This is a genomic window from Enterococcus sp. DIV1314a (assembly GCF_051713805.1).
GTDB lineage: Bacteria > Bacillota > Bacilli > Lactobacillales > Enterococcaceae > Enterococcus_I > Enterococcus_I aquimarinus.
The window spans coordinates 98,574-120,945 of record NZ_JBIOQP010000001.1; the positions used below are offsets into that span (position 1 = coordinate 98,574).

Annotated in this window: 22 protein-coding genes; 3 read left to right on the forward strand and 19 right to left on the reverse strand. The window is 39.0% G+C overall.

All coding sequences use genetic code 11. From position 1 onward, the window contains the following. Positions 1-68 precede the first annotated feature (68 nt). From IGI68_RS00495 to IGI68_RS00570, 16 genes are all read right to left on the reverse strand, one after another. The gene (locus IGI68_RS00495) at positions 69-245 is read right to left on the reverse strand and encodes a DNA-directed RNA polymerase subunit beta (protein ID WP_273233355.1); all 177 of its coding nucleotides are present in this window, start codon (positions 243-245) and stop codon (positions 69-71) included. A 16-nt stretch (positions 246-261) separates the two neighbouring features. After that, complete coding sequence (murA, locus tag IGI68_RS00500; protein ID WP_071874230.1) at positions 262-1,563, reverse strand: UDP-N-acetylglucosamine 1-carboxyvinyltransferase; 1,302 nt, start codon at positions 1,561-1,563, stop codon at positions 262-264. Positions 1,564-1,775: 212 nt separating this feature from the next. Further along, positions 1,776-2,009 (reverse strand): DUF1146 family protein, encoded by a 234-nt coding sequence (locus tag IGI68_RS00505; RefSeq protein ID WP_071874231.1) that lies wholly within the window; start codon positions 2,007-2,009, stop codon positions 1,776-1,778. 385 nt (positions 2,010-2,394) lie between these two features. After that, positions 2,395-2,817: a F0F1 ATP synthase subunit epsilon gene (locus IGI68_RS00510; RefSeq protein WP_071874232.1), complete on the reverse strand. Its 423-nt coding sequence runs from the start codon at positions 2,815-2,817 to the stop codon at positions 2,395-2,397. Positions 2,818-2,830: 13 nt separating this feature from the next. Beyond that, positions 2,831-4,237, reverse strand: a complete 1,407-nt coding sequence (gene atpD / locus IGI68_RS00515) for a F0F1 ATP synthase subunit beta (RefSeq protein ID WP_071874233.1) — start codon at positions 4,235-4,237, stop codon at positions 2,831-2,833. Positions 4,238-4,263: 26 nt separating this feature from the next. Beyond that, entirely contained in the window at positions 4,264-5,175 is a 912-nt protein-coding gene (locus IGI68_RS00520; RefSeq protein WP_071874234.1) for a F0F1 ATP synthase subunit gamma, read from the reverse strand. 15 nt (positions 5,176-5,190) lie between these two features. Beyond that, complete coding sequence (gene atpA / locus IGI68_RS00525; protein ID WP_071874235.1) at positions 5,191-6,747, reverse strand: F0F1 ATP synthase subunit alpha; 1,557 nt, start codon at positions 6,745-6,747, stop codon at positions 5,191-5,193. Between the two features lie 24 nt (positions 6,748-6,771). Beyond that, positions 6,772-7,314 carry an ATP synthase F1 subunit delta gene (gene atpH / locus IGI68_RS00530; protein WP_071874236.1) on the reverse strand — a complete coding sequence of 181 codons (543 nt, stop codon included), beginning with the start codon at positions 7,312-7,314 and terminating at the stop codon, positions 6,772-6,774. Continuing rightward, positions 7,301-7,831 carry a F0F1 ATP synthase subunit B gene (gene atpF, locus IGI68_RS00535; RefSeq protein ID WP_071874237.1) on the reverse strand — a complete coding sequence of 177 codons (531 nt, stop codon included), beginning with the start codon at positions 7,829-7,831 and terminating at the stop codon, positions 7,301-7,303. The genes atpH and atpF overlap by 14 nt, the downstream gene beginning before the upstream one ends. A 121-nt stretch (positions 7,832-7,952) precedes the next feature. After that, positions 7,953-8,165: a F0F1 ATP synthase subunit C gene (atpE, locus tag IGI68_RS00540; RefSeq protein ID WP_071874238.1), complete on the reverse strand. Its 213-nt coding sequence runs from the start codon at positions 8,163-8,165 to the stop codon at positions 7,953-7,955. 33 nt (positions 8,166-8,198) lie between these two features. Continuing rightward, complete coding sequence (gene atpB / locus IGI68_RS00545) at positions 8,199-8,921, reverse strand: F0F1 ATP synthase subunit A (RefSeq protein ID WP_071874239.1); 723 nt, start codon at positions 8,919-8,921, stop codon at positions 8,199-8,201. A gap of 266 nt (positions 8,922-9,187) precedes the next feature. Next, positions 9,188-9,646 (reverse strand): SsrA-binding protein SmpB, encoded by a 459-nt coding sequence (gene smpB / locus IGI68_RS00550; RefSeq protein WP_071874240.1) that lies wholly within the window; start codon positions 9,644-9,646, stop codon positions 9,188-9,190. A 27-nt stretch (positions 9,647-9,673) separates the two neighbouring features. Further along, positions 9,674-12,043 (reverse strand): ribonuclease R, encoded by a 2,370-nt coding sequence (gene rnr / locus IGI68_RS00555; RefSeq protein ID WP_438733166.1) that lies wholly within the window; start codon positions 12,041-12,043, stop codon positions 9,674-9,676. After that, positions 12,033-12,773, reverse strand: coding sequence for an alpha/beta hydrolase (locus tag IGI68_RS00560; protein ID WP_071874242.1), 741 nt, complete (start codon positions 12,771-12,773; stop codon positions 12,033-12,035). The genes rnr and IGI68_RS00560 overlap by 11 nt, the downstream gene beginning before the upstream one ends. A gap of 108 nt (positions 12,774-12,881) precedes the next feature. Then, positions 12,882-13,121, reverse strand: coding sequence for a preprotein translocase subunit SecG (gene secG, locus IGI68_RS00565; protein WP_071874243.1), 240 nt, complete (start codon positions 13,119-13,121; stop codon positions 12,882-12,884). A 124-nt stretch (positions 13,122-13,245) separates the two neighbouring features. Further along, on the reverse strand, positions 13,246-14,265 hold the full coding sequence (locus tag IGI68_RS00570; protein WP_071874244.1) for a Gfo/Idh/MocA family oxidoreductase: 1,020 nt from the start codon (positions 14,263-14,265) through the stop codon (positions 13,246-13,248). 193 nt (positions 14,266-14,458) lie between these two features. Here IGI68_RS00570 and IGI68_RS00575 point away from each other — a divergent pair, with 193 nt between their 5' ends. From IGI68_RS00575 to IGI68_RS00585, 3 genes are all read left to right on the forward strand, one after another. Then, on the forward strand, positions 14,459-15,343 hold the full coding sequence (locus IGI68_RS00575; protein WP_379952761.1) for a MurR/RpiR family transcriptional regulator: 885 nt from the start codon (positions 14,459-14,461) through the stop codon (positions 15,341-15,343). 183 nt (positions 15,344-15,526) lie between these two features. Beyond that, positions 15,527-17,023, forward strand: a complete 1,497-nt coding sequence (locus IGI68_RS00580) for a YfcC family protein (protein ID WP_438729471.1) — start codon at positions 15,527-15,529, stop codon at positions 17,021-17,023. Between the two features lie 32 nt (positions 17,024-17,055). Beyond that, positions 17,056-18,426 (forward strand): M20 family metallopeptidase, encoded by a 1,371-nt coding sequence (locus IGI68_RS00585; RefSeq protein ID WP_438729474.1) that lies wholly within the window; start codon positions 17,056-17,058, stop codon positions 18,424-18,426. 486 nt (positions 18,427-18,912) lie between these two features. Here IGI68_RS00585 and eno read toward each other — a convergent pair whose 3' ends face one another. From eno to IGI68_RS00600, 3 genes are all read right to left on the reverse strand, one after another. Further along, positions 18,913-20,214, reverse strand: a complete 1,302-nt coding sequence (gene eno / locus IGI68_RS00590) for a phosphopyruvate hydratase (protein WP_071874247.1) — start codon at positions 20,212-20,214, stop codon at positions 18,913-18,915. A 99-nt stretch (positions 20,215-20,313) separates the two neighbouring features. After that, positions 20,314-21,069, reverse strand: coding sequence for a triose-phosphate isomerase (tpiA, locus tag IGI68_RS00595; RefSeq protein WP_438729478.1), 756 nt, complete (start codon positions 21,067-21,069; stop codon positions 20,314-20,316). 18 nt (positions 21,070-21,087) lie between these two features. Beyond that, entirely contained in the window at positions 21,088-22,278 is a 1,191-nt protein-coding gene (locus IGI68_RS00600; RefSeq protein ID WP_273233374.1) for a phosphoglycerate kinase, read from the reverse strand. Positions 22,279-22,372: the final 94 nt, after the last annotated feature.

Consider the following 22,372-nt stretch of genomic DNA (forward strand, 5'->3'; position numbering starts at 1 on the left):
TACAAACAGATAACAATTACGACAAAAAAAGAGACCTCTTTTCCATGAAAAGAAATCCCTTTTTAGCTCTATTTCAAAAATCTCGTGATGTTTGCCCAAATGTTTGCATCAAAAACCGCCATGGGTGATCCATCACCAATCACGCCGTAACCAACCATTAAACCACCCAAAAATAATAGGAACGCAATGAAAAAAACGGCTGCGATTTTTAAAATAGTATAAAGAATATAGCGACTCGTTTTCATTTCATCTAGTCCTTTCTTAGGCTTCAACAGGTTGTGGTTCTTTATTCATCACTTCTTGATCAGAAACACGTTCGATATCTGCTCCTAGTGTTGCGAGTTTTTCGTGGAATTTGTAGTAGCCACGATCAAGATATTTTAAGTTACGAACTCGCGTGATGCCTTCTGCTCGTAGGCCAAGGAGAATGAGTGCCGCAGCAGCTCTCAAGTCTGTTGCGTAGACGACAGCCCCTTGTAGAGCCGTACCACCTTCAATCATCGCGATATTGCCTTCAATCTTCACTTTTGCATTCATTCGACGCATTTCTTCAAGATGTTGGAAACGATTTTCAAAGACCGTTTCGTTCACGACATTTAAACCGCTCGCAATCGCTTGGATCGCCGTCATTTGCGCTTGCATATCAGTAGGAAAACCTGGATGAGGTAACGTTTTAATGTCTGTCGGTTTTAATTCATCAGGCCCAATCACTCGAATACCGCCATTTTCTTCAATAATCGAAACACCCATTTCAACTAATTTAGAAATTAATGGTCGATTATGTTCAGAGATCGCTTCTTCAATCAACACATTCCCTTGTGTCATCGCAGCAGCAACCATAAAGGTTCCTGCTTCAATCCGGTCTTGAACAATGCTGTGTCGTGCACCAACGAGTTTTTCTACCCCTTCAATACGCATGGTTTGTGTTCCTGCTCCGTAAATTTTAGCGCCCATTTTATTTAAAAAATTAGCTAAATCAACAATTTCAGGTTCTCTTGCCACGTTATCAATGGTTGTGATGCCTTTTGCTTTAACAGCCGCCATCATAATATTTTGAGTTGCTCCCACACTTGGAAAATCCAAATAAATATTACTTCCGATTAATTCATCAGCAATCGCTTCAATGTATCCCTCATTTTGAATAATCGTTGCACCAAGTGCTTGAAATCCTTTTAAATGTAAGTCAATCGGGCGCTTCCCGATAGCACAACCACCTGGCATTGCAACTTTTGCATGACCATTGCGTGCCAACAGCGGGCCCATCACAACAATTGAAGCGCGCATTTCACTCACGTATTCGTAAGGTGCTTCAATAGCTAGTGTAGGTTGTGCGTCAATTGTGACTGTATTTGTTTGTTCATTAAAATCAATTGTTGCATTTAAATGATGAATGACTTGATTCATTGTTAAAACATCCGATAAAACAGGAACATTTGTTAAAATCGATGTTCCTTCTTCGGCTAATAAACTCGCTGCTAAAATCGGTAAAACTGCATTTTTTGCCCCTTCAATTTTAACATTTCCTTCTAGTTTATTACCGCTTCGAACGATAATTTCTTCCATTATAGTATACCCTCCAATAGAACATTACGTGCTTTTTAAAAATCTTTTTAATTATACCACAGTTCATTCCTAGATTGTTTAAATATTCCTTAAAATGGGCATTCCTTCACAATTCAACTAACTACTAGCTTTTGACGAGCAAGGACCATTCACTAATAATTCAGAAATGAAGGAGTTCACTTTAAATCATTATCTTTTACAGTACAATCTTGTTAGAATCCTACCACAAAAAGATTTTTAGACAAAACAATCAGCTCTAAGACAAACGAACTTGCCAAATAGCCAATCCCAATGGAAAGTAACGTCAGTAGCATACGGACTTGGGGAATATGGTCCGCTTTAAAAAAAGCATCTAGCCGTAATGCACCCAGTGACCAAAATGCAAGATAAATAAAAATAAAATGAGTGACGATTCGAATAATCGTATCAATGCCATAAACGTCCATTTTTAACACCTCTCAATCAAAAATTACCTATTTATCATAACATACTTACAACTGTTTGGATATTTCTTCTCTTGACATAAACAATGTGTCTCACTTTCTGCATGATTACTGGTGACGAGGGTCACACTCGCTCGATACGCTCATATTCATGGAAGTAGCCATCGACACTAATAAATATTATACCTAGAAAAAATCTTGAAAAATGTTGAAAGATTATAAAAATATCAGTCATCAACGCTAAAAGTTATACAACCTAAAAAAACCTCATAGGTCAACGTGCGTAGAAATTGAATAAATCGTATCAACAATTCTCTTGCTCTTTCTTGCAAACCATTTTCAAAAAAAAAGCAAAAACGGCTCTTTCGAACTGTTTTTGCTTTTTGCGTTATTGATGTTTCGAAACATTAATACGATTAATCGCTCGATGAAGGGCAACCGTTGCTCGACGTAATTCATCAACATCGGCATGCGACTTCGCTTCACGAATTAATTCTTCTGCCCGATTTTTCGCACGTTCAGCTCGTGAAACATCGATGTCTCTTTCGCGTTCCGCACTATCAGCAATAATAGTGACGATATCATCACGCACTTCAATGACACCACCATTAATGGCAATCCAGTCCACATGATCATCAGAATCAATACGTTTGATCCGGACTTCATCAATCGCTAATGGCGCAATAATCGGGGCGTGTCGTGGTAAAATCCCCAAATCGCCATCAAGTGTTTTCGCCACAACCATGTGGGCGTGATGTTCATAAACCACGCCATTTGGAGTGACAATGTTTACTGTTAAATGTCGAGTCATTAGGCACCTCTTTCTAGTAACCTATTTTTTTCGCTTTTTCAACGACGTCTTCAATTGTTCCTACACTACGGAAGGCATCTTCAGGAATATGATCGTGAATACCTTCTAAAATTTCTTTAAATCCCTTAATCGTTTCAGCAACTGGGACGTAAGAGCCTGGTTGTCCCGTAAATTGTTCTGCAACGTTAAAGTTTTGCGATAAGAAAAATTGGATACGTCTAGCACGCGCTACTAGGATTTTTTCTTGATCGGATAATTCATCCATCCCCAAAATCGCAATAATATCTTGTAACTCGCGATAGCGTTGGAGTGTTCGTTGCACTTCCATTGCAACTTGATAATGCTCTTCTCCGACAATTTCAGGAGCTAAAGCACTCGAAGACGACGCTAGAGGATCCACCGCTGGATAAATTCCTTGTTCCGTTAATTTCCGTTCCAAGTTCGTCGTCGCATCCAAATGGGCAAACGCTGTCGCTGGAGCCGGATCAGTATAGTCATCGGCCGGTACATAAATCGCTTGAATAGATGTAATAGAGCCTTTTTTAGTTGAGGTAATACGCTCTTGAAGTTGCCCCATTTCTGTGGCTAATGTTGGCTGATACCCAACAGCAGACGGCATCCGTCCTAAAAGAGCCGAAACTTCTGAACCTGCTTGAGTAAAGCGGAAAATATTATCAATAAATAGCAAGACATCTTGTCCTTCAACGTCCCGGAAATATTCCGCAATCGTTAGGCCTGTTAAAGCAACACGCATCCGAGCACCCGGTGGCTCATTCATTTGACCAAAAACCATTGCCGTTTTTTCGATTACACCAGATTCTTTCATTTCAAAGTATAAATCATTACCTTCACGCGTGCGTTCTCCAACACCAGTGAAGACGGAAATCCCACCATGCTCTTGCGCGATATTATGAATCAATTCTTGGATTAAGACAGTTTTTCCGACACCAGCGCCACCAAAAAGACCCACTTTTCCGCCTTTTAAATAGGGTGCTAAAAGATCAATTACTTTAATACCTGTTTCTAGTATTTCTGTACTTGCACTTAAATCTTCAAATTTCGGTGCATTTTTATGGATTCCTTCACGCTTAACGGTTTCTGGGAAGGGAGTACCTTGATCAATCACTTCGCCTAAGACATTAAATACTCGTCCAAGCGTTTCTTTGCCCACAGGGACTGATATTGATTGACCGGTATCAAACACTTCCATTCCTCGCTGTAAGCCATCGGTGGATTCCATTGCAATCGTCCGAATCACACCATCACCTAGTTCCAATGCGACTTCAAGCACTACTTTTGTTTTTTCTTCGTTATTTTTATAGACAATTAACGCATTATTAATATCTGGTAAAGTTTGGTCGACGGAGAATCCCACATCAACAACGGGACCTACCACTTGGACAATCTTGCCTGAACTCATTCATTTTCCTCCATTCATTCAAGAAATTATTCGAGCGCAGCTGCGCCACCAACAATTTCTGTAATCTCTTGGGTAATCGCACTTTGGCGTGCACGATTGTACGAGATCGTTAAATCATCAATAATTGTTTTTGCATTATCCGTTGCCATCTTCATTGCTGCCATTCCGGCTGCATGTTCCGCCGTTTTTGCGTCAACAATCGCTCCATAGATTAAACTTTCCGCATATTGTGGTAATAATTGCTTCAAAATTGTTTCTCTGGACGGTTCAAAAATATATTCTTGCTCGTATGAAACGGCCTCATCATGATTAATATCAATAATCGGTAACATTTTTTCAACCCGAAATTGACTAGTTAATGAGTTAACGTGATGATTATAGCAAACATAGAGTTCATCAAAGACTTCATTTTTAAACATTGTCGTTGTGAGTGAGACAATCTTACGAACTTCATCAAAACTTGGTTGATCCGACAAATGTCTTAATTCGTAAGCAACATTCACTCCTCTTGCTTTAAAGAAGTCCGCTCCAGTACCCCCAATTGCTAAAATAACGTACTCTTCTGGCGTGGAATGATCTTCTTCAAATATCGTCATCATTTGTTTTAAAATCGCACTATTATACCCACCAACTAAGCCTCCATCAGAAGTGATCACAATGTAAGCTGTCCGCTTTACCGGTCGATGAGCAAGCATACTTTGATAATTGATTTCCGTATCGTTGTATTCGCCCATTTGATACATCAATTCTTCTGGAAGTGTTGCCGTGATATGAGTGACGAGTTCTCTCACCTTTGAGGCGTAAATTTGAAAATTATTGGAATGTTCTTCTGATCGAGTCAATTTAGAAGCCGATACCATTTGCATCGCACGGGTAATTTGACTTGTTTTTTTCGTTGAAACAATTCGCTGTTTAATTTCATTTAAGGATGCACCCATTAACACTCACCTCTTTTATACATTTTCCAATGCAGCTAATTTTGCTTGTGTGGAACCCGCATTAATACTCGCTGCTAAAAATTGATTGCTACAAGTTTGAATCGCTTCATCTAACAATTCTAAGGACGGTAAATCTTTTGTTGTCCGAATCGTTGTGAGTAACTCGGCATGTTGGCTTTCAATAAAATCAAATAAACTTGTCTCAAATTCTAAAATACGATTGACAGGAATGGTATCTAAAAATCCATGTGTTAGTGCATATAAAATTAATACTTGTTTTTCAACGGGCAATGGTGCATGTAATTTTTGTTTTAAGATTTCTACTGTTCTACGACCACGATTGAGTTTCGCTTGAGTCGCGGTATCTAAGTCTGAACCAAATTGAGTAAAGGCCTCTAATTCACGATAACTCGCTAAATCTAAACGGAGTGTTCCAGCTACTTTTTTCATCGCTTTAATTTGTGCAGATCCACCTACCCGTGAAACTGAAAGTCCTGCTGCAACCGCTGGACGAACTCCTGAGTAGAATAAATCACTTTCTAAGAAAATTTGACCATCCGTAATCGAAATCACGTTTGTTGGAATATATGCAGAGATATCTCCTGCTTGTGTTTCAACGAATGGTAAAGCCGTCATTGAACCGCCTCCTAAAGCATCACTCAACTTCGCAGCACGTTCTAATAAACGAGAGTGTAAATAAAAGACATCTCCAGGATACGCTTCGCGACCTGGCGGACGACGTAGTAACAATGATAATTCACGATAAGCAACTGCTTGTTTGGATAAATCATCAAAGACAATCAGGACATGTTTCCCATTGTACATAAATTCTTCTCCCATAGCTGTTCCCGCGTAAGGCGCAATGTACAGCAACGGTGCGGGTTGTGACGCACCGGCAGCAACCACAATCGTATAATCTAACGCGCCGTGTTGACGTAAGGTTTCTACTTGTGAACGGACAGTCGAATCTTTTTGACCGATAGCAACATAAATACAAATCATGTCTTGACCTTTTTGATTAATAATCGTATCAATGGCGATAGACGTTTTCCCTGTTTTACGGTCACCGATAATCAATTCCCGTTGTCCACGTCCAATTGGTACTAATGCGTCAATCGCTTTAGAGCCTGTTTGCATTGGTTCTGTCACCGATTGTCGTTGCATCACACCTGGAGCAGCTGCTTCTACTGGTCGAAATTTATCCGTTTTAATCGGGCCTAAACCATCAATTGGTTGACCTAGCGGATTGACAACACGTCCAATGAGGGCCTCACCAACGGGAACATCCATGATTTTCCCCGTTCTCTTCACGTGATCGCCTTCGCGAATGGTTTCAAAATCACCTAAAACAATAATCCCAACATCATTTGATTCTAAGTTTTGAGCCATTCCAAAAGCACCATTTGAAAATTCCAGCAATTCTCCACTCATCGCATTTTCTAAGCCATGTGCACGCGCAATTCCGTCACCCACATATGTCACAGTTCCAATTTCTTCTACTGATAATTTAATGTTATAATTTTTAATTTGTTCCTTAATTAAAGAACTAATCTCTTCTGCTTTAATGGACATTCACTTCACCTCTTCTACCCAGTCCTATTTACTTAGTGCTTTTTTTAACGTTTCTAATCGTGTTTTCACACTACCATCAATAATTTGATGCTTCATTTCTAGAATAACTCCGCCTAATATGCTCGAATCAATTTGCTCGTGAAACGCAACTGTCTCATAACCAAATTGCTGTGTAAGCTTCTTAGACAGTTGTTCTTTTTGTTTGCTTGTTAAAGGAACAACCGTTGTGACTGTCGCTTTTAAAATTCTTTTAGATTCGTAATATGCTTCTTCAAATGCATCAAAAATAAACGGTAATTCTAACAAGCGATGATTTTCCGTAATGACTAAAAGTGAATGACGAGTGACTTCTTCCATCTCTTGAAGCAATGAATGCAATAGTTGTTGTTTCTCGACTGTCGGAACATTCGGGTTATTCAAAATAAGGCTTAATTCAGGGACACCAACGATTACTTCTCGGAGGGTTTGGACATCGTGAAAAACGCTATCTAGCACTTGTTCTTCTTCCGCCAATTCAAACAATGCTTTACCATAACGTTTTCCAACGGTATATTTATCGAGTTTCATAATCTGAACCTAATCCATCAATATACTGATCGATTAACATTTCTTGATTTTCCAAAGAAAGCTCATGACTTAGAATTTTTTCTGCTAATTGAATCGATAGTTGAGCCACTTCTTGTTTTACTTCAACAAGCGCTTGCTCTTTTTCGTTTAATAGCGCTGCTTGGGCTTTTTCTTTCATCCGAGCAACTTCTTCTTTTGTTTCGTTTAAGATGACTTGGCGGTTAAACTCTCCCACTTGCTTGGCCTCTTTGACAATGGTCGCTGCTTCTAGTTGAGAAGCAGACAATCGTTGCATCATGATTTCTTCGTGTTTTTTCGCCTTCACACGCGATTCTTCAGCAGAATCTAAGTCGTGGTTAATTTGGTCTGCACGCTTTTGGAACACTTCCACAATCTGCTCCCAAGCAAATTTCTTAATCAACACTAATAGTAAAATAAAGGATCCTGTCACGACTACAATACTACTAATAGTGGTCTGATAGCCAACAGCATTCAATAATACTAACTGATTTAGCATCTGCTAGACACTCCTATCTCTATGCTTCTCCTTTTAATCAAATAAAAAAAAGAGACGCCGATTTTATATTTAAAAAAGCAGAAGGATTTTTTAAACCAATCGCTTCTGCTTTTCTTGTCTCTTAATTTAAAACAAGAAGTAAGGCAACCACTACTCCTAAAATGGGCACTGCCTCGATGAAGGCCATTCCAAGAATCATTGTTGAACGTAACTCACTTGAAAGTTCTGGTTGGCGAGCCATTGATTCTAATGTGGTTGAAACCACTTTAGAGTTCCCGTATGCTGCACCTAATGCCGATCCGACAATTGCTAACCCTGCTGCGATAAAATTCATAATATTTTCCTCCTATTAATAGTTCCTATTATTTTAATGATCAATTGCAATTTTATGACTTAAGAAAACCATGGTTAAAGTAACAAATACATAGGCTTGGATGGCACCAATGAATAGTGAGAAACCAATCCAAATCATTTCAAGTGGGACGGCTAGCGGTAAGGCAACCCAACCAATCGATGTAACCAATGAAACGATTAATCCTAAAAGAACCTCCCCTGCAAAAATATTACCATATAAACGTAATCCTAGACTAATAACATTCGTAAATTCTTCTAGCAATTTAATTGGCAAAATAAAGCTTACAGGCTTCAAATACGAATTAACAAAATAATTCTTTAATCCAAATCGTTGAATACCCATATAATGGGTAAACACAATGACTGTCATCGCTAATCCTAAGGTCACAATGGGATCGGCGGTTGGACTTTTCCAAAGTGAAATCTCACTTGGTGTCACAATTTTTGTGATTAATCCTATTTCATTTGAAACTAAAATAAATAAAAATAACGTAAAACCTAACAAATGATAATGATTCACTTCTTTTTTGTTTGGTAATTGACTACTTAATATTCCTCTAACAAAATCAACAATGTATTCCAGCACATTTTGTTTTCCTTTGGGTCGAATTTGTAAATTCCGACTGCAAATGAATACAAATGAAAAAATGAGAATACATGTCAACAATGTCATAATAATAATCGTCCCATCAAACCAAATCGGACCTATTTGAAACAGGAGTGAACGTTCTTCCAAAATCTTCACCTCTTTTCTCAAGTATCTTAAAACGAGCCTGTGGTTTGTTCGTTTTTTCTCATACTTATGATGACAATTGGTATCATACCACCATGATAGAAAAATTTCAAAACATTTTCAGCAAAACCCTACTATTATCCATTTAAAATTGTAATCGTAAATTTAAAAAGACACAATTTTGCTAATGATAAGTAAAATACCTACTACAAATCGAGATTTTTTCGTCGACGAACGCGGATTTTGTGCAAAAATTTCATTTACGATAACTAGCGGTTTTTCAGAACGCGTTGAATTTGACGATCTTGATCTTTGCGTTTCAAAGATTCTCGCTTATCGTAGTCCTTCTTCCCTTTCGCAAGTCCAATTAAAACTTTTGCATAACCATCTTTCAAATAGACTTTTAAGGGAACAATCGTCATCCCCGCATTTTTTGCTTCCGTTTCAAGTTTACGGATTTGACGTTTATGAAGAAGGAGTTTTCGTGTGCGCAACGGATCATGATTAAAAATATTCCCTTGTTCATACGGACTAATATGAACATTGAATAAATACGCTTCTCCGTTACGGATTCTCACAAAACCATCTTTCAAATTAATCCGACTATTGCGGATCGATTTAATTTCTGTTCCTTTTAAGACCACACCTGCTTCGATTGCTTCGACAATGGTGTAATCATGGCTTGCTTTTCTATTTTGCGCGATTACATTTCCTTTACCTTTTGGCATTTCGGACCCTCCAAGAGGTATTCAACCTCATTTCTTTTTATCGGTTTTTTTATGTTTCTTTTTAAGTGCAGAAGCGTAAAAAGGTTTCTTTTTCCCTTTTTTCTTCCCTGTTTTCTTTTTGCCTGCACCCTCCACTCGTTCTGGGGCTGTTTTGATTTCAAACTTAGGCTTCGCATTTGTTCGTGTACCCTTTTTTTCCTTGTTGCGATTTTTCATAAGAATCGGGGCAACTTCTGCTGCTTCAATTAATTCAAAATCAATTTCTCTTGTTTCTGGATCAGCTTTTCTTACCTTGATTCGAACTTTTTGTCCGATTTTAAAGGTCTGACCTGTTCGTTCACCGACTAATGCAAGATGATTTTCAACATAATGGAAGTAATCTTGGTGAAGAGTCGACATATGAATTAATCCTTCAATTGTATTTGGTAATTCAACGAAGAAGCCAAATTTCATGACTGAACTGATAACGCCATCAAATTCTTCATCAATATGATCTGCCATAAATTCTGCTTTCTTCAATGCATCGACTTCTCGTTCCGCATTGACCGCGCGACGTTCCATTTGCGAACTATGAAAGGCGATTTCAGGTAAATTTTCTTCCCAATAGCCTTGATTATCCAATGAATCATCCGTTTGATATGAACGAATTAAGCGATGAACAATTAAATCCGGATAACGACGAATTGGAGAAGTAAAGTGAGTATAATACTCTGCCGCTAAGCCATAATGGCCATAATTCTCTTCGCTATATTTTGCTTGCTGCATACTTCTTAACAACATCGTATTAATCACCATTGCTTCGGGCTTGTCTGCGACTTCTTCCACAATAGCTTGTAAGTCTTTTGGCGATACGGATCCTTTATTATTTTTAACAACAATTCCTAAAATAGAAGCAAAATCCATAAAACGTCGCATTTTTTCTTCTTTCGGTTCTTCGTGAATCCGATAAATGAACGGAAAGTTTTTTTGATTAAAATGCTTGGCTACCGTTTCATTAGCTGCTAACATAAAGGATTCGATTAAGCGTTCACCTACGCCTCTTTTACGAAACTCAATTTCTAACGGATGGCCGTCTTCATCAACGATCACTTTCGCTTCATTATCTTCAAAAGTAACTGCTCCACGGCGTTTACGCATTGCCTCTAATAAATGGTGTAAATTAGCCATCTCCTCAAACATTGGGACAAGTGTTTGGTACTGCTTGATAATTTCGGGATTTTCAGCTTCTAAAATTTCGTTGACTGCGCTATACGTCATGCGGGCAACTGATTGAATAACACTCTCATATATATCATACGTCAAGATATTCCCAAGTGAATCAATCTCCATCTCACAACTCATCGCAAGGCGTGGGACGTTTGGATTCAATGAGCAAATACCATTAGATAAGCGCTGCGGCAACATCGGAATCACTCGATCCGTTAAATATACACTCGTTCCACGCTCAAAAGCTTCTCTATCTAGCGGACTCTCTTGCGTCACATAATACGAAACGTCCGCAATGTGCACCCCTAGATAGTAGTTTCCATTTTCTAACTTTCGAACACTAATGGCGTCATCTAAATCTTTGGCATCTTCGCCATCAATCGTGACAATTTGCTCACCAATTAAGTTTCGACGATCAGGAAAATCTGCTGGATTAATCGTATCAGGGACTTGATTGGCTTGTTCTAAGACATCTTCCGCAAATTTTGTTGGAATACCATTCGCAACAACAATCGATAAAATATCCATTCCAGGTTCATCTTTATAACCAATTACTTGTTTAACTAACCCTTCAAAAGTCGTTGGATACTCTTCGTCAGGATAGTGAGTAATTTCCACAATTACAATACTGCCATCCATGGGCCGGATACCTTCAGCTGCAACAAAGACTTTAAACCCGGTTAATTTTTTATCTTTTGGTTTCACGACACCATATAAATCTGACTCTTTGATTTCTTCGTCCGAAAATAAGGTGAACTCCCCAACCACTTGGGTGAGTTTTCGTTCACGAATCTCAACGACTTGTCCTTCCGCCCCTTTTTCTTTAAAAGGATCTGCTGGATGCGTGATATCAATCGCTACGGTATCTCCTTCAAGTGCCATGAGAGTCTGTTCTTTTGCAATATAAATATCATCTTCTTCAGGGTCAACGTTTACAAAACCAAAGCCTCGTTCGTTTCGACGAAAGATTCCTTCAAGTAAGACTTCTTTTTGCGGAAGTTTAATTTTGCCTTTTTTCGTAAATATGACACTTTTTTCTTGTTCCAAGGTCGCAACCGTCTGAACTAAGACTTTAAAGTCAGCTCCTTTTTGCATCTCTATCCCTGTTGCTATTTCTTCGATTGAAAAACTTTTTTTCTTACTTTGTGCCATAAAGTGTAATACCTTTATTTTAATTGTTTCATTCATTATTTTCCTCATTCCAAGACAATCCTTCAACAAAATGAAGCACGTCTTTTTCAAATTCTTTTCGGTCAGGTCCCACTGTAATCACATGACCACTCTTAGGATACCACTGGACACTACAACGCGTTTGAGTGAACTTTTGTGCAGCGTGATAGACCGTGCTTGGTGTAATTAATTGATCGTTTCCAGCTTGTGCTAAAAATACAGGAACACGAATATCGGCTAGCTGTTGTTGGATACGAGCGGAATAGTGCTCAATCGCTGAGAGTTGTTTCAACGAAGCCGCTTTGATTTCTTCTAAATGATGCACTTCGGTTACATAATGACGCGCGTAAAGCATAAAATTCGCATGAATCGTCGTAGGCATCGGCGCTAATGGCGAACAAAATGCCCCACCACCAATGACATTTTCTTCTTGGAGCGCAGCCATCGCGTAGAGTCCACCCATTGATAACCCAAAAACAGCGATTTGTTGATAGCCAAGATTTCTTAAGAACGTTAATGCTTGCGTCGTATCCTCCCACCACGTTGATGGGTGCTCTGCTAAAATATCAGCCGGATTTTTTGTGCCATGTCCTGTAAATAATGGTGCATAAACCGTATATCCCTTACTTTCTAACATTCGCGCGAGCATACGAACATCATTATAACTCCCTGTATACGCATGCAATAGCAAAATCGCCTTGCTCCCTTTTGGAAAAAAAAGCGCTTCTGGAAATTGTTTTGATTGTTCCATTGAATGATCACCTCGCTTTATATTTTAACATAGAAGCCGCGGAATTACTCTTGCTAGGCTATATTGAAGATAAAAAAAGAACTTAGGACCTCGCCTAAGCTCTCGTTCTTATTTTCCGGATGATAACAACACTAATACAAAAAGTAAAATAATCCATACCGCACTTAAAACAGCGGTCGCACGTTGCATCACGGCTTCAAATCCCCGTGCTTTTTGCTTCCCAAAAAGTTGATCTGCACCGCCCGAAAAGGCACTTGCTGCACTATTTTGTTTGCTTGGTTGCATCAAAATGGCAATAATTAAGACAATGGACAGCACAATGACTGTTCCTAAAATAAAACTATACACTTGAAATCCCCCTTTACCTTAGTATCCGTCTTCTATACTTTAGCACAAGTTTTTTTTTTTGACTAGAGGAAATCCTATACACTCTTAAAAAGAAAACCTTTCAGCTCGTTTCATCCATCAATGATTACGCTTGATTCAATTGACTTCCTGTTTCTAAAATTTCTAATTGGCGAATGGTTTCTTCGTCTTTCACTAATTTATCTTTTCCTTCAATGATTGTTGCATAGAGCGCGTCATAAAAGCGACTATAATCGCCTACTTCAGAGACCACTTTCTCCTCGTGGTAGACACCTTGATCATCCATATATGTTAACGTGCCGTAATGTTCCGGTAAATCCACCCCAAAATCAGCATTTTCTGGCATATGGAAAAGTTTTAAGTGCTCTTCTTGCCGATCTTTTGTCGCTTTGACAAAACAGCCTTTTTTGCCATACACAACAAAACTTGGTCGTTCTTTCAAACGAAAGTAACTTGATTTGATCGAAACTTTCATCCCGCCGTAATTAAAATCTAAATCAAAGTAATCATTCATGCGCCCTTTTCCAAGTAATTGACGCACGTCATAATGAATCTCATCTGGGTCCCCAAAATAGGACAAGACTTGATCGATAGTATGACAACCGTGCGCATATAAATAACTGTCCATTTGCGAATACGTATGAGTATTCTCCGGTATTTCAGGACGGAAATAATCAAAGTGCATCTCTACTTCTAGAATATCTCCCAAAACACCACTTTCAATTACTTTTTGAACCGTTAGAAAATCGGAGTCAAAGCGACGGTTTTGATAACATTGAAGAAATAAGCCTTTTTCTTTAGCTAGCGCAAAGAGTTCTTTTGCTTGTGCTGCAGTTTCTGTAAAAGGTTTTTCAATTAAGGCGTTTTTACCATGTTCTAATAATAATCTTGCATAGTCATAGTGCATCTTTCCTGGTGTTGTCACAACGACTAATTGGATCTCTTCATCCTGTAAAATATCATCTAAATCCGTCGTATAATGAACGCCTTCAATGGGTGCCCATTCGTCTTTATGCGTCCGAGAATAAATCGTTTTGACGTTAATTTTATCCGCTAATTTCGTTGAAAAAGGTAAATGATAGCGATTTGTACTTTTTCCATTGGCAATATAAGCAATTGTTAACATATTAATTCCTCCCAGAATGAATGATTGTCTCTTTATTATAAGCGAGATTACTTGAAGTACAAGCCTTGGCCCCAATCTAGGTCTTCGTTATCAATTGTTTTGAAAAAAAGCCTTCTAGTTTAAACATTATGTTCAGAAACATAGCCTTTTTGTAGAGTCTCCGTTAAAATATAGAATGCGAGGAGGAAAACATATGATTACTATTTTAGACCAATTAAAAGAACAAGCACACTTTACCCAAACAGAAAAACGAATTGCCGACTATATCTTACAACATTTAGACGCCATTCCCGCTATCTATATTGAGGATTTAGCAAAAGCCACTTATACTTCGCACTCCGCGATTATTCGCCTCTGCAAAAAATTGGATGTTAGCGGTTTTCGCGAATTTAAAATAGCCATCTCAAGCATTGTGCATAGTCAGTTGCATGTCGCTGGTGAGGTCAATGCGAATTTTCCTTTTGATGAAAAGGATTCATCTCTCACAATTGCCAAAAAAATGGCGGATTTAACGATGGATACTGTCCAAAAAACATTCTTACAATTAGACGAAACAACCTTAGATCAAATCGTCAGCCAATTGGCCAGTGCCAACCGTGTCTTTCTTTTTGCTCGCGGAGATTCGCAAATCCGCGCGCGTGGCTTTCAAGCCAAACTCGTCAAATTAAATCGCTTCTTCATCCTAGCAGAAGATTACGCTGATCCATATTGGAATGCCGCAAGTTTGTCTTCTGATGATTGTGCGCTATTTATTTCGTACAGCGGCATTGTCGCTCAGTACCAACCAATTATGGAACATTTTCACAAAGAACATGTCCCAGCAATTTTGCTAACTGGTAATCGACATTCCGAATTAATACCATTTGCCTCTACGACTTTAGTGACAAGCCAAGAAGAATATGGTTTTGAAAAAATTAGTACCTTCTCTTCCCAAATTGCATTTGATTATCTTTTAAATACGATTTTCGCGGCCTTGTATGCAAAAGAATATCAAAAAAACATCTTAAACTTGAAGAAAAAGCAAGAATTATTTCGCCATAATCTCTTATCCGATGAGTCGCTTAAAATTGATGACTAAAGGCAAGTTTTTAAAAATCTGACGTTTTTTGAGGAAAAATGAGTAACTCTTTGACTAATTTCTTCTAAAAAAACCGATTAAAAAATTTCATTATGAAAAATGTCAAATTTCTGATACACTTTCGCTTTTTTTGTTATAAAATAGAGATGGAAGGGTTTTCAAAAATAGTTAGGAGGAGTTTTTATGAAGAAAAAAGCATTTGAGATGCCAACAGCTTACACAGTTCTATTTTTAATTACCATTGCGGTCGCCATTTTCACTTGGATTATTCCGGCAGGTAGTTACCAAATCGATCCCGAAACCGGGAACTTTATCGCTGGGACGTATGAACAAATTCCAAGGCAACCACAAGGACTTTGGGATGTCTTTATGGCACCGATTGTTGGAATGGTCGGTGATGCCAATACAGGAGGCGCCATTGATATTTCCTTATTCATTCTATTTATTGGTGGCTTACTCGGTATCGTCAACAAAACAGGCGCCTTTGATGCAGGTGTGGCCTCAATTATTAAGAGTCGAAAAGGCAAAGAAAAATCGCTCATTCCAATTCTGATGATTATTTTTGCCGTTGGGGGTACGACATTTGGACTTGCTGAAGAAACGTTAGCATTCTTTCCTATTCTAATTCCTGTCATGTTAGCAGTAGGCTTTGACTCAATCGTAGCCATAGCAGTACCACTGATTGGGTCTCAAATTGGCTGTCTTGCTTCAACCGTCAATCCATTTTCTACCGGCGTGGCTTCTGGTATGTTAGGAATTAGTCCGGGTGAAGGATTATTTTCCCGCATTATTCTCCTAATCATCTTACTAGCCATTAGTATTTGGTACGTCTATCGCTATGCAAGTAAAGTCGAAAAAGATCCTAAGAACTCCCTTTTATACGAACAACGAGAAGCCGATTTAGCTCATTTTAAAATGAATATCGAGGACATACAAGATATTTCAGCGAAACAAAAGCAAGTATTATTCCTTTTTGTTCTGACTTTTGTCATCTTAGTTGTCGGGCTCGTTCCGTGGTCGGCAATCAATCCGAATTGGACATTCTTTGAATCCTTTACGCAGTGGTTAGTCAATATTCCTGTATTAGGCGGATTACTTGGTAAAAGCATGGCGCCTTTAGGTACTTGGTATTTTTCTGAAATTACAATGTTAATGTTGGTGATGTCGATTGCGATTGCCTTTTTCTACGGCATGAAAGAAAAAGAATTCATCGATACTTTCTTAGGTGGCGCCGCTGATTTTGTCGGTGTTGCGATTGTCGTAGCTGTTGCAAAAGGAATTCAAGTTGTCATGAATGACGGTGCCATTACCGCAACGATTCTTCATTTCGGTGAACAAGGATTAGAAAATGTCTCTTCTAGTTTATTTGCTGTATTAGTTTACTTATTCTACATCCCGATGTCGTTCCTCATTCCTTCAACATCTGGTTTAGCCGCGGCTACCATGGGTATTATCGGACCGATGGGAGAATTTTCTGGCGTCGCAAAAGATGTCATCATTACCGCTTACCAAGCAGCATCTGGCTGGGCAAACTTGATTACACCAACTTCTGCGATTGTAATGGGTGCTGTGACGATTGCTCATACCGATTTAAGAGTGTGGTTTAAATTTGTCGGAAAATTAATGGTCATTATTTTTGTTGTTACAATGATTTATTTAGCTGTCTTAGCAATATTATAAGTTAATACTTCATAAAAGAAAGGTGAGATTACATGAAAACATTGATTACAGAAACACACACGCAACAAGCGATTTCGGCTATTCAACGATTAGTCAACATTCCCTCTTATTTACAAGAATCGGTTCCCGGTGCGCCTTTTGGCCAAAGCATTTTAGAGGCGCTTAAAGAATGCCTGACTCTTTTTCAAGAAGAAGGTTTCGAAACGTTCATCGATCCTGAAGGCTATTATGGTTATGCTGAAATCGGCGAAGGCGATGAAATTTTTGGCGTTCTTTGTCATTTAGATGTCGTTCCAGCTGGCGACGTCTCATTATGGCATACCCCACCTTTTGAAGGCATCGTGGAAAACGAAACGATTTATGGACGTGGGGTCCAAGATGATAAAGGGCCAACAATTGCCGCGCTTTATGCAGTTAAAGCCATTCTCGATGCGGGATTGACCTTGAACAAAAAAATCCGTTTTATTTTCGGTACAGATGAAGAAAACTTATGGCGTTGCATGGCGCAATACCATAAGAATGAAAAAAGTATTGATTTTGGTATCGCTCCTGATGCACAGTTCCCGGTGATTAACGCCGAGAAAGGCTTGCTCCAAGTTTATTTAACAGGAGAAGGCACGACGGAATTCACCTTAGCAGGTGGAACAGCTTTAAATGTCGTTTCAGATACCGCTACTTATAACGGTGAGCATGCCGATGTCATCGCACAAAAACTCACTGAACTGGGTTATGATTTCACACAAAACAAGCAAGAAATTATTGTCAAGGGAAAAGCGGTACATTCAAAAGATGCAGCACAAGGAATCAATGCCAATACACGATTAGCAACTGCGATGGCTCCTTTCTATGACCATGACGGCTTGAATTTCTTAGGACAATTAGTGAAAAACGATGCCCATGGAACAAGCGTAGTCGGTGAAATGTCTGATGAAGCGTCCGGTCCGTTAACTTTTAATGTGGCAACCGTTTCGATTGATGCGCATGAAACCAAAATCGGTATCGATATGCGTATTCCGGTCACCATTGATAAAGAGCGACTCGTTGAAAAACTAATCGAAAAAGCGAGTGAATACGGACTTACTTATGAAGAGTATGATTTTCTTGACGCTCTTTACGTCCCAGCTGACTCTGAATTAATCACCACCTTATTAGGTGCTTATCGTGACATTACCGGCGATATGCGCCCGCCTCAAGTTTCGGGAGGAGCTACTTTTGCTCGAACAATGAAAAACTGTGTCGCATTTGGTGCGATGTTTGCCCAAACCAAAGACACCATGCACCAACCAAATGAAGCTTGGCCATTAGCTGAAATGGAACAAACCATGGTCATTTATGCAGAAGCGATTGCTCGTTTATGTTGTGAAGAAAAATCTGGCTGTATAACTTTTAGTGTTGATGACTAAAATTCGTATTATTCCTCAACATTTTTTTCGGAATAGATCATTTTTTTGATGATAGACTCATCGCTTAAATATTTTCTTTTATCATTTCTTTCATTGTTTGACGAAATAGACATCAAAATGATATTCAATACTAGCAGACCAAAGAAAAACGCCTTGTGTCAGCTGCGTCAAAAGACGAAATGTGAATGACTCTAGGTTTGTGCTTGAGCACTTGCCTAGAGTTTGAAGCTTTCGAACTGAGCGTCACTCCAAGGCCTGATACTGTATCCGTCACTCGCTTTGCTCGAACGGCTTCAGCAATGGCAGGCTCGAAGCGGTCTCGCAACCCCCACACAAGGCGATTTTTCATAGGGAAGCGCGAAATGTCATCCACATTATTTGGTGAAGAACCAAAAATCTTTCTTCATCAACACTAAATACGTTATACAAAAAAACTTCTCCTTTTTCCGATTATTAATCAGAAAAGGAGAAGTTTTTATTTAACGATTATTTGTTTTTTAAGTTATAGAAAGCGTCTAAACCTTTGTAGACTGCTACTTCACCTAATTGGTCTTCAATACGTAATAATTGGTTGTATTTTGCAATACGGTCAGTACGTGATAAAGAACCAGTTTTGATTTGACCAGCGTTTGTTGCAACAGCGATATCAGCGATTGTTGCGTCTTCTGTTTCACCAGAACGGTGAGAAACAACAGCAGTATAGCCAGCTTCTTTCGCCATTTCGATTGCTTCAAAAGTCTCAGTTAAAGTACCGATTTGGTTAACTTTGATTAAGATTGAGTTTGCAATGTCGTTTTTAATTCCGCGAGATAAGATTTCAGTGTTTGTAACGAATAAATCGTCACCTACTAATTGAACTTTGTCGCCTAAACGTTCAGTTAATAGTTTCCAACCTTCCCAGTCGTTTTGATCCATACCATCTTCAATTGATAGGATTGGGTATTTATTAACTAATTCTTCTAAGTAGTCAACTTGTTCAGCTGCAGTGCGTTTTGCGCCGCCTTCGCCTTCAAATTTAGCGTAGTTGTAGATACCGTCTTCGTAGAATTCAGCTGATGCACAGTCAAATCCTAAGTAAACATCTTTACCTGGCTCTAAACCAGCTGCTTTAATCGCTTCTAAGATTGTTTCAACACCGTCTTCTGTACCAGCAAAACGAGGTGCGAAACCACCTTCGTCACCTACAGAAGTTTCTAGGCCACGAGATTTCAAGATTTTAGCTAGGGCATGGAAAATTTCTGCTCCCCAACGTAATGCTTCTTTAAATGATGGTGCACCAGTTGGTAAGATCATGAACTCTTGGAATGCAATCGGTGCATCAGAGTGAGAACCACCATTAACGATGTTCATCATTGGAGTTGGTAAAACTTTTGTGTTGAATCCGCCTAAGTAGTGGTATAAAGGAATTTCTAGGTAGTCAGCAGCTGCACGAGCAACAGCGATAGAAACACCTAAAATAGCGTTAGCTCCTAATTTACCTTTGTTTGGAGTTCCATCTAAAGCGATCATCGCTTTATCGATTGCCATTTGATCACGAACATCGTATCCGATGATTGCTTCTGCAATTGTGTTATTTACGTTGTCAACAGCTTTAGAAACACCTTTTCCTAAGTAACGAGCGCTATCGCCATCACGTAATTCAACGGCTTCATGTTCACCAGTTGAAGCGCCTGACGGAACCATTCCGCGACCAAACGCACCTGATTCTGTATAAACTTCTACTTCGATTGTTGGGTTACCACGTGAGTCTAAGACTTCGCGAGCGTAAATATCAGTAATAATTGACATATTATGTCTCTCCTTTAAATTGTTTTATCTTAAGGGGATTCCCTTGCGATTAGTTTTATTGTAATGAATTTTCTTCGATACTGCAAATGAAAGTTGAAACTATTTAACAGCTTCTAATAATGCTAAGAAAGAAGCTGGAACTAAACTTGCTCCACCGACTAAAGCACCATCGACGTTATCTTTTGCCATGTATTCAGCGATATTTTCAGGATTCACAGAACCACCGTATTGAATACGAACAGCTTGAGCAACGGTTTCGCCGTAGATTTTCTCAACTGTTTGACGGACAACGCCACAGATTTCGTCAGCAATGGTTGCATCTGCTGATTTACCTGTACCAATAGCCCAGATTGGTTCATAGGCAATAACTAAGTTCGAAACTTGCTCATCGGTTAAACCTTCTAAACCTGCTGTAATTTGTCCTTCAATCCACTCAGCCGTTTGACCTGCTTCGTAAGTTTCAAGTGACTCACCACAACAAAGAATAGGTGTCATTCCATTTGCAAAAATTGCTTTCGCTTTTTTGTTAATATCAGCATCTGTTTCGTGGAAATACTCACGACGCTCAGAGTGACCAATGATCACATATTGTACGCCTAAATCAGCAATCGCTGCTGGAGAGTTTTCGCCAGTGAATGCGCCTGTATTTTCCCAGTAAGCATTTTGTGCAGCAATTTTCACATCAGATCCTTTTAACTCTTCTGCTAGAGAAGCTAAGAATAATGCTGGTGAGCCGATTACAGAATCAACCGCATCATTTGAAGGGACTGCCCCTTTCACTTCTTTTGCAAAGTCAACTGCTTCAGCTAACGTTTTATTCATTTTCCAGTTTCCTGCAATAATTGGTTTACGCATAGAATTTGACACTCCTTATTATTTGTCGTTGATTGCTGCTAATCCAGGTAATGTTTTACCTTCTAACAACTCTAAACTTGCACCGCCACCAGTAGAAATGTGCGTAAATTGATCGGCAAATCCTAATTGTTCTGCTGCTGCTGCTGAATCGCCACCACCGATAATAGTTGTTGCGTCGGTTAAGCTTGCGATTGATTCACAAACACCAATCGTTCCTTTAGCAAAGTTAGACATTTCAAACACACCCATTGGGCCGTTCCAAACAACTGTTTTTGCGTCTTTTAAAATATCCGCAAATAATTCAACTGTTTTCGGTCCGATATCTAAGCCCATTTGGCCTGCTGGTACATCGCCTTCATGAATTTCTGTTGGTTCGTCATTTGAAAATGCTGCACAAGTCACAGAATCAACTGGTAAAACAAGTTTGTCGCCTGCTTTTTCGATTAATTCTTTTGCTAATTCAACTTTATCTGCTTCAACTAATGAATTCCCAATTTCCATTCCTTTAGCTTTGTAGAATGTGTAAGTCATACCGCCACCGATTAAGATTTTATCTGCTTTTTCGATTAGGTTTTCAATAACACCAATTTTATCAGAAACTTTTGCGCCTCCAAGAATTGCCACCATTGGACGTTGTGGTGCAGCGACGACATCGCCGATAAATTTGATTTCTTTTTCCATTAAGAATCCAGCAACCGTTGGAATCCCTGTTGAAGCAATTCCCACGTTTGATGCATGCGCACGGTGAGCCGTTCCGAATGCGTCATTGACAAATACATCGCCTAAAGAAGCCCAGTATTTACCTAAATCCGAATCATTTTTGCTTTCTTTTTTACCATCAATATCTTCAAAACGCGTATTTTCAAAAACAACGACATCGCCTGCAGCCATGTTCGCAATTGCATCTTCTAATACTTCGCCACGAGTTTCAGGTACGAAAGTCACTTCTTTATCTAATAATTCGCCTAAACGCTTCGCAACTGGTGCTAACGATTTGCCTGCTTTATCTTCTTCAGCCTTTACACGACCTAAGTGAGAGAATAAAATTGCTTTTCCGCCATTTTCTAATACATAGTTAATGGTTGGTAAAGCTGCTTTGATACGAGTGTCGTCAGTGATGACACCATCTTTTAAAGGAACATTAAAATCTACACGTACTAGGACTTTTTTGTCTTTTAAATCGATATCTTTTACTGTTTTCTTAGCCATTAATGATAGCCTCCTAAAATTATCTGTCGCATTAAATTTATCTATCTGATAAAAAAAGCGGGGAAGCGCGCGCTTCCCCGCTTTCATACTAGCT

Excerpts from the sequence above, each read along its gene's own strand:
- atpF (WP_071874237.1), bottom strand. The coding sequence starts at position 7,831 with ATGCTAAATCAGTTAGTATTATTGAATGCTGTTGGCTATCAGACCACT.
- eno (WP_071874247.1), bottom strand. The coding sequence starts at position 20,214 with ATGTCAATTATTACTGATATTTACGCTCGCGAAGTCTTAGACTCACGT.
- IGI68_RS00510 (WP_071874232.1), bottom strand. The coding sequence starts at position 2,817 with ATGACTCGACATTTAACAGTAAACATTGTCACTCCAAATGGCGTGGTT.
- murA (WP_071874230.1), bottom strand. The coding sequence starts at position 1,563 with ATGGAAGAAATTATCGTTCGAAGCGGTAATAAACTAGAAGGAAATGTT.
- IGI68_RS00580 (WP_438729471.1), top strand. The coding sequence starts at position 15,527 with ATGAAGAAAAAAGCATTTGAGATGCCAACAGCTTACACAGTTCTATTT.
- IGI68_RS00575 (WP_379952761.1), top strand. The coding sequence starts at position 14,459 with ATGATTACTATTTTAGACCAATTAAAAGAACAAGCACACTTTACCCAA.
- atpE (WP_071874238.1), bottom strand. The coding sequence starts at position 8,165 with ATGAATTTTATCGCAGCAGGGTTAGCAATTGTCGGATCGGCATTAGGT.
- IGI68_RS00560 (WP_071874242.1), bottom strand. The coding sequence starts at position 12,773 with ATGGAACAATCAAAACAATTTCCAGAAGCGCTTTTTTTTCCAAAAGGG.
- IGI68_RS00585 (WP_438729474.1), top strand. The coding sequence starts at position 17,056 with ATGAAAACATTGATTACAGAAACACACACGCAACAAGCGATTTCGGCT.
- IGI68_RS00570 (WP_071874244.1), bottom strand. The coding sequence starts at position 14,265 with ATGTTAACAATTGCTTATATTGCCAATGGAAAAAGTACAAATCGCTAT.
- IGI68_RS00495 (WP_273233355.1), bottom strand. The coding sequence starts at position 245 with ATGAAAACGAGTCGCTATATTCTTTATACTATTTTAAAAATCGCAGCC.
- IGI68_RS00600 (WP_273233374.1), bottom strand. The coding sequence starts at position 22,278 with ATGGCTAAGAAAACAGTAAAAGATATCGATTTAAAAGACAAAAAAGTC.
- atpD (WP_071874233.1), bottom strand. The coding sequence starts at position 4,237 with ATGAGTTCAGGCAAGATTGTCCAAGTGGTAGGTCCCGTTGTTGATGTG.
- IGI68_RS00505 (WP_071874231.1), bottom strand. The coding sequence starts at position 2,009 with ATGGACGTTTATGGCATTGATACGATTATTCGAATCGTCACTCATTTT.
- atpH (WP_071874236.1), bottom strand. The coding sequence starts at position 7,314 with ATGAAACTCGATAAATATACCGTTGGAAAACGTTATGGTAAAGCATTG.
- tpiA (WP_438729478.1), bottom strand. The coding sequence starts at position 21,069 with ATGCGTAAACCAATTATTGCAGGAAACTGGAAAATGAATAAAACGTTA.
- atpA (WP_071874235.1), bottom strand. The coding sequence starts at position 6,747 with ATGTCCATTAAAGCAGAAGAGATTAGTTCTTTAATTAAGGAACAAATT.
- IGI68_RS00520 (WP_071874234.1), bottom strand. The coding sequence starts at position 5,175 with ATGGGTGCATCCTTAAATGAAATTAAACAGCGAATTGTTTCAACGAAA.
- smpB (WP_071874240.1), bottom strand. The coding sequence starts at position 9,646 with ATGCCAAAAGGTAAAGGAAATGTAATCGCGCAAAATAGAAAAGCAAGC.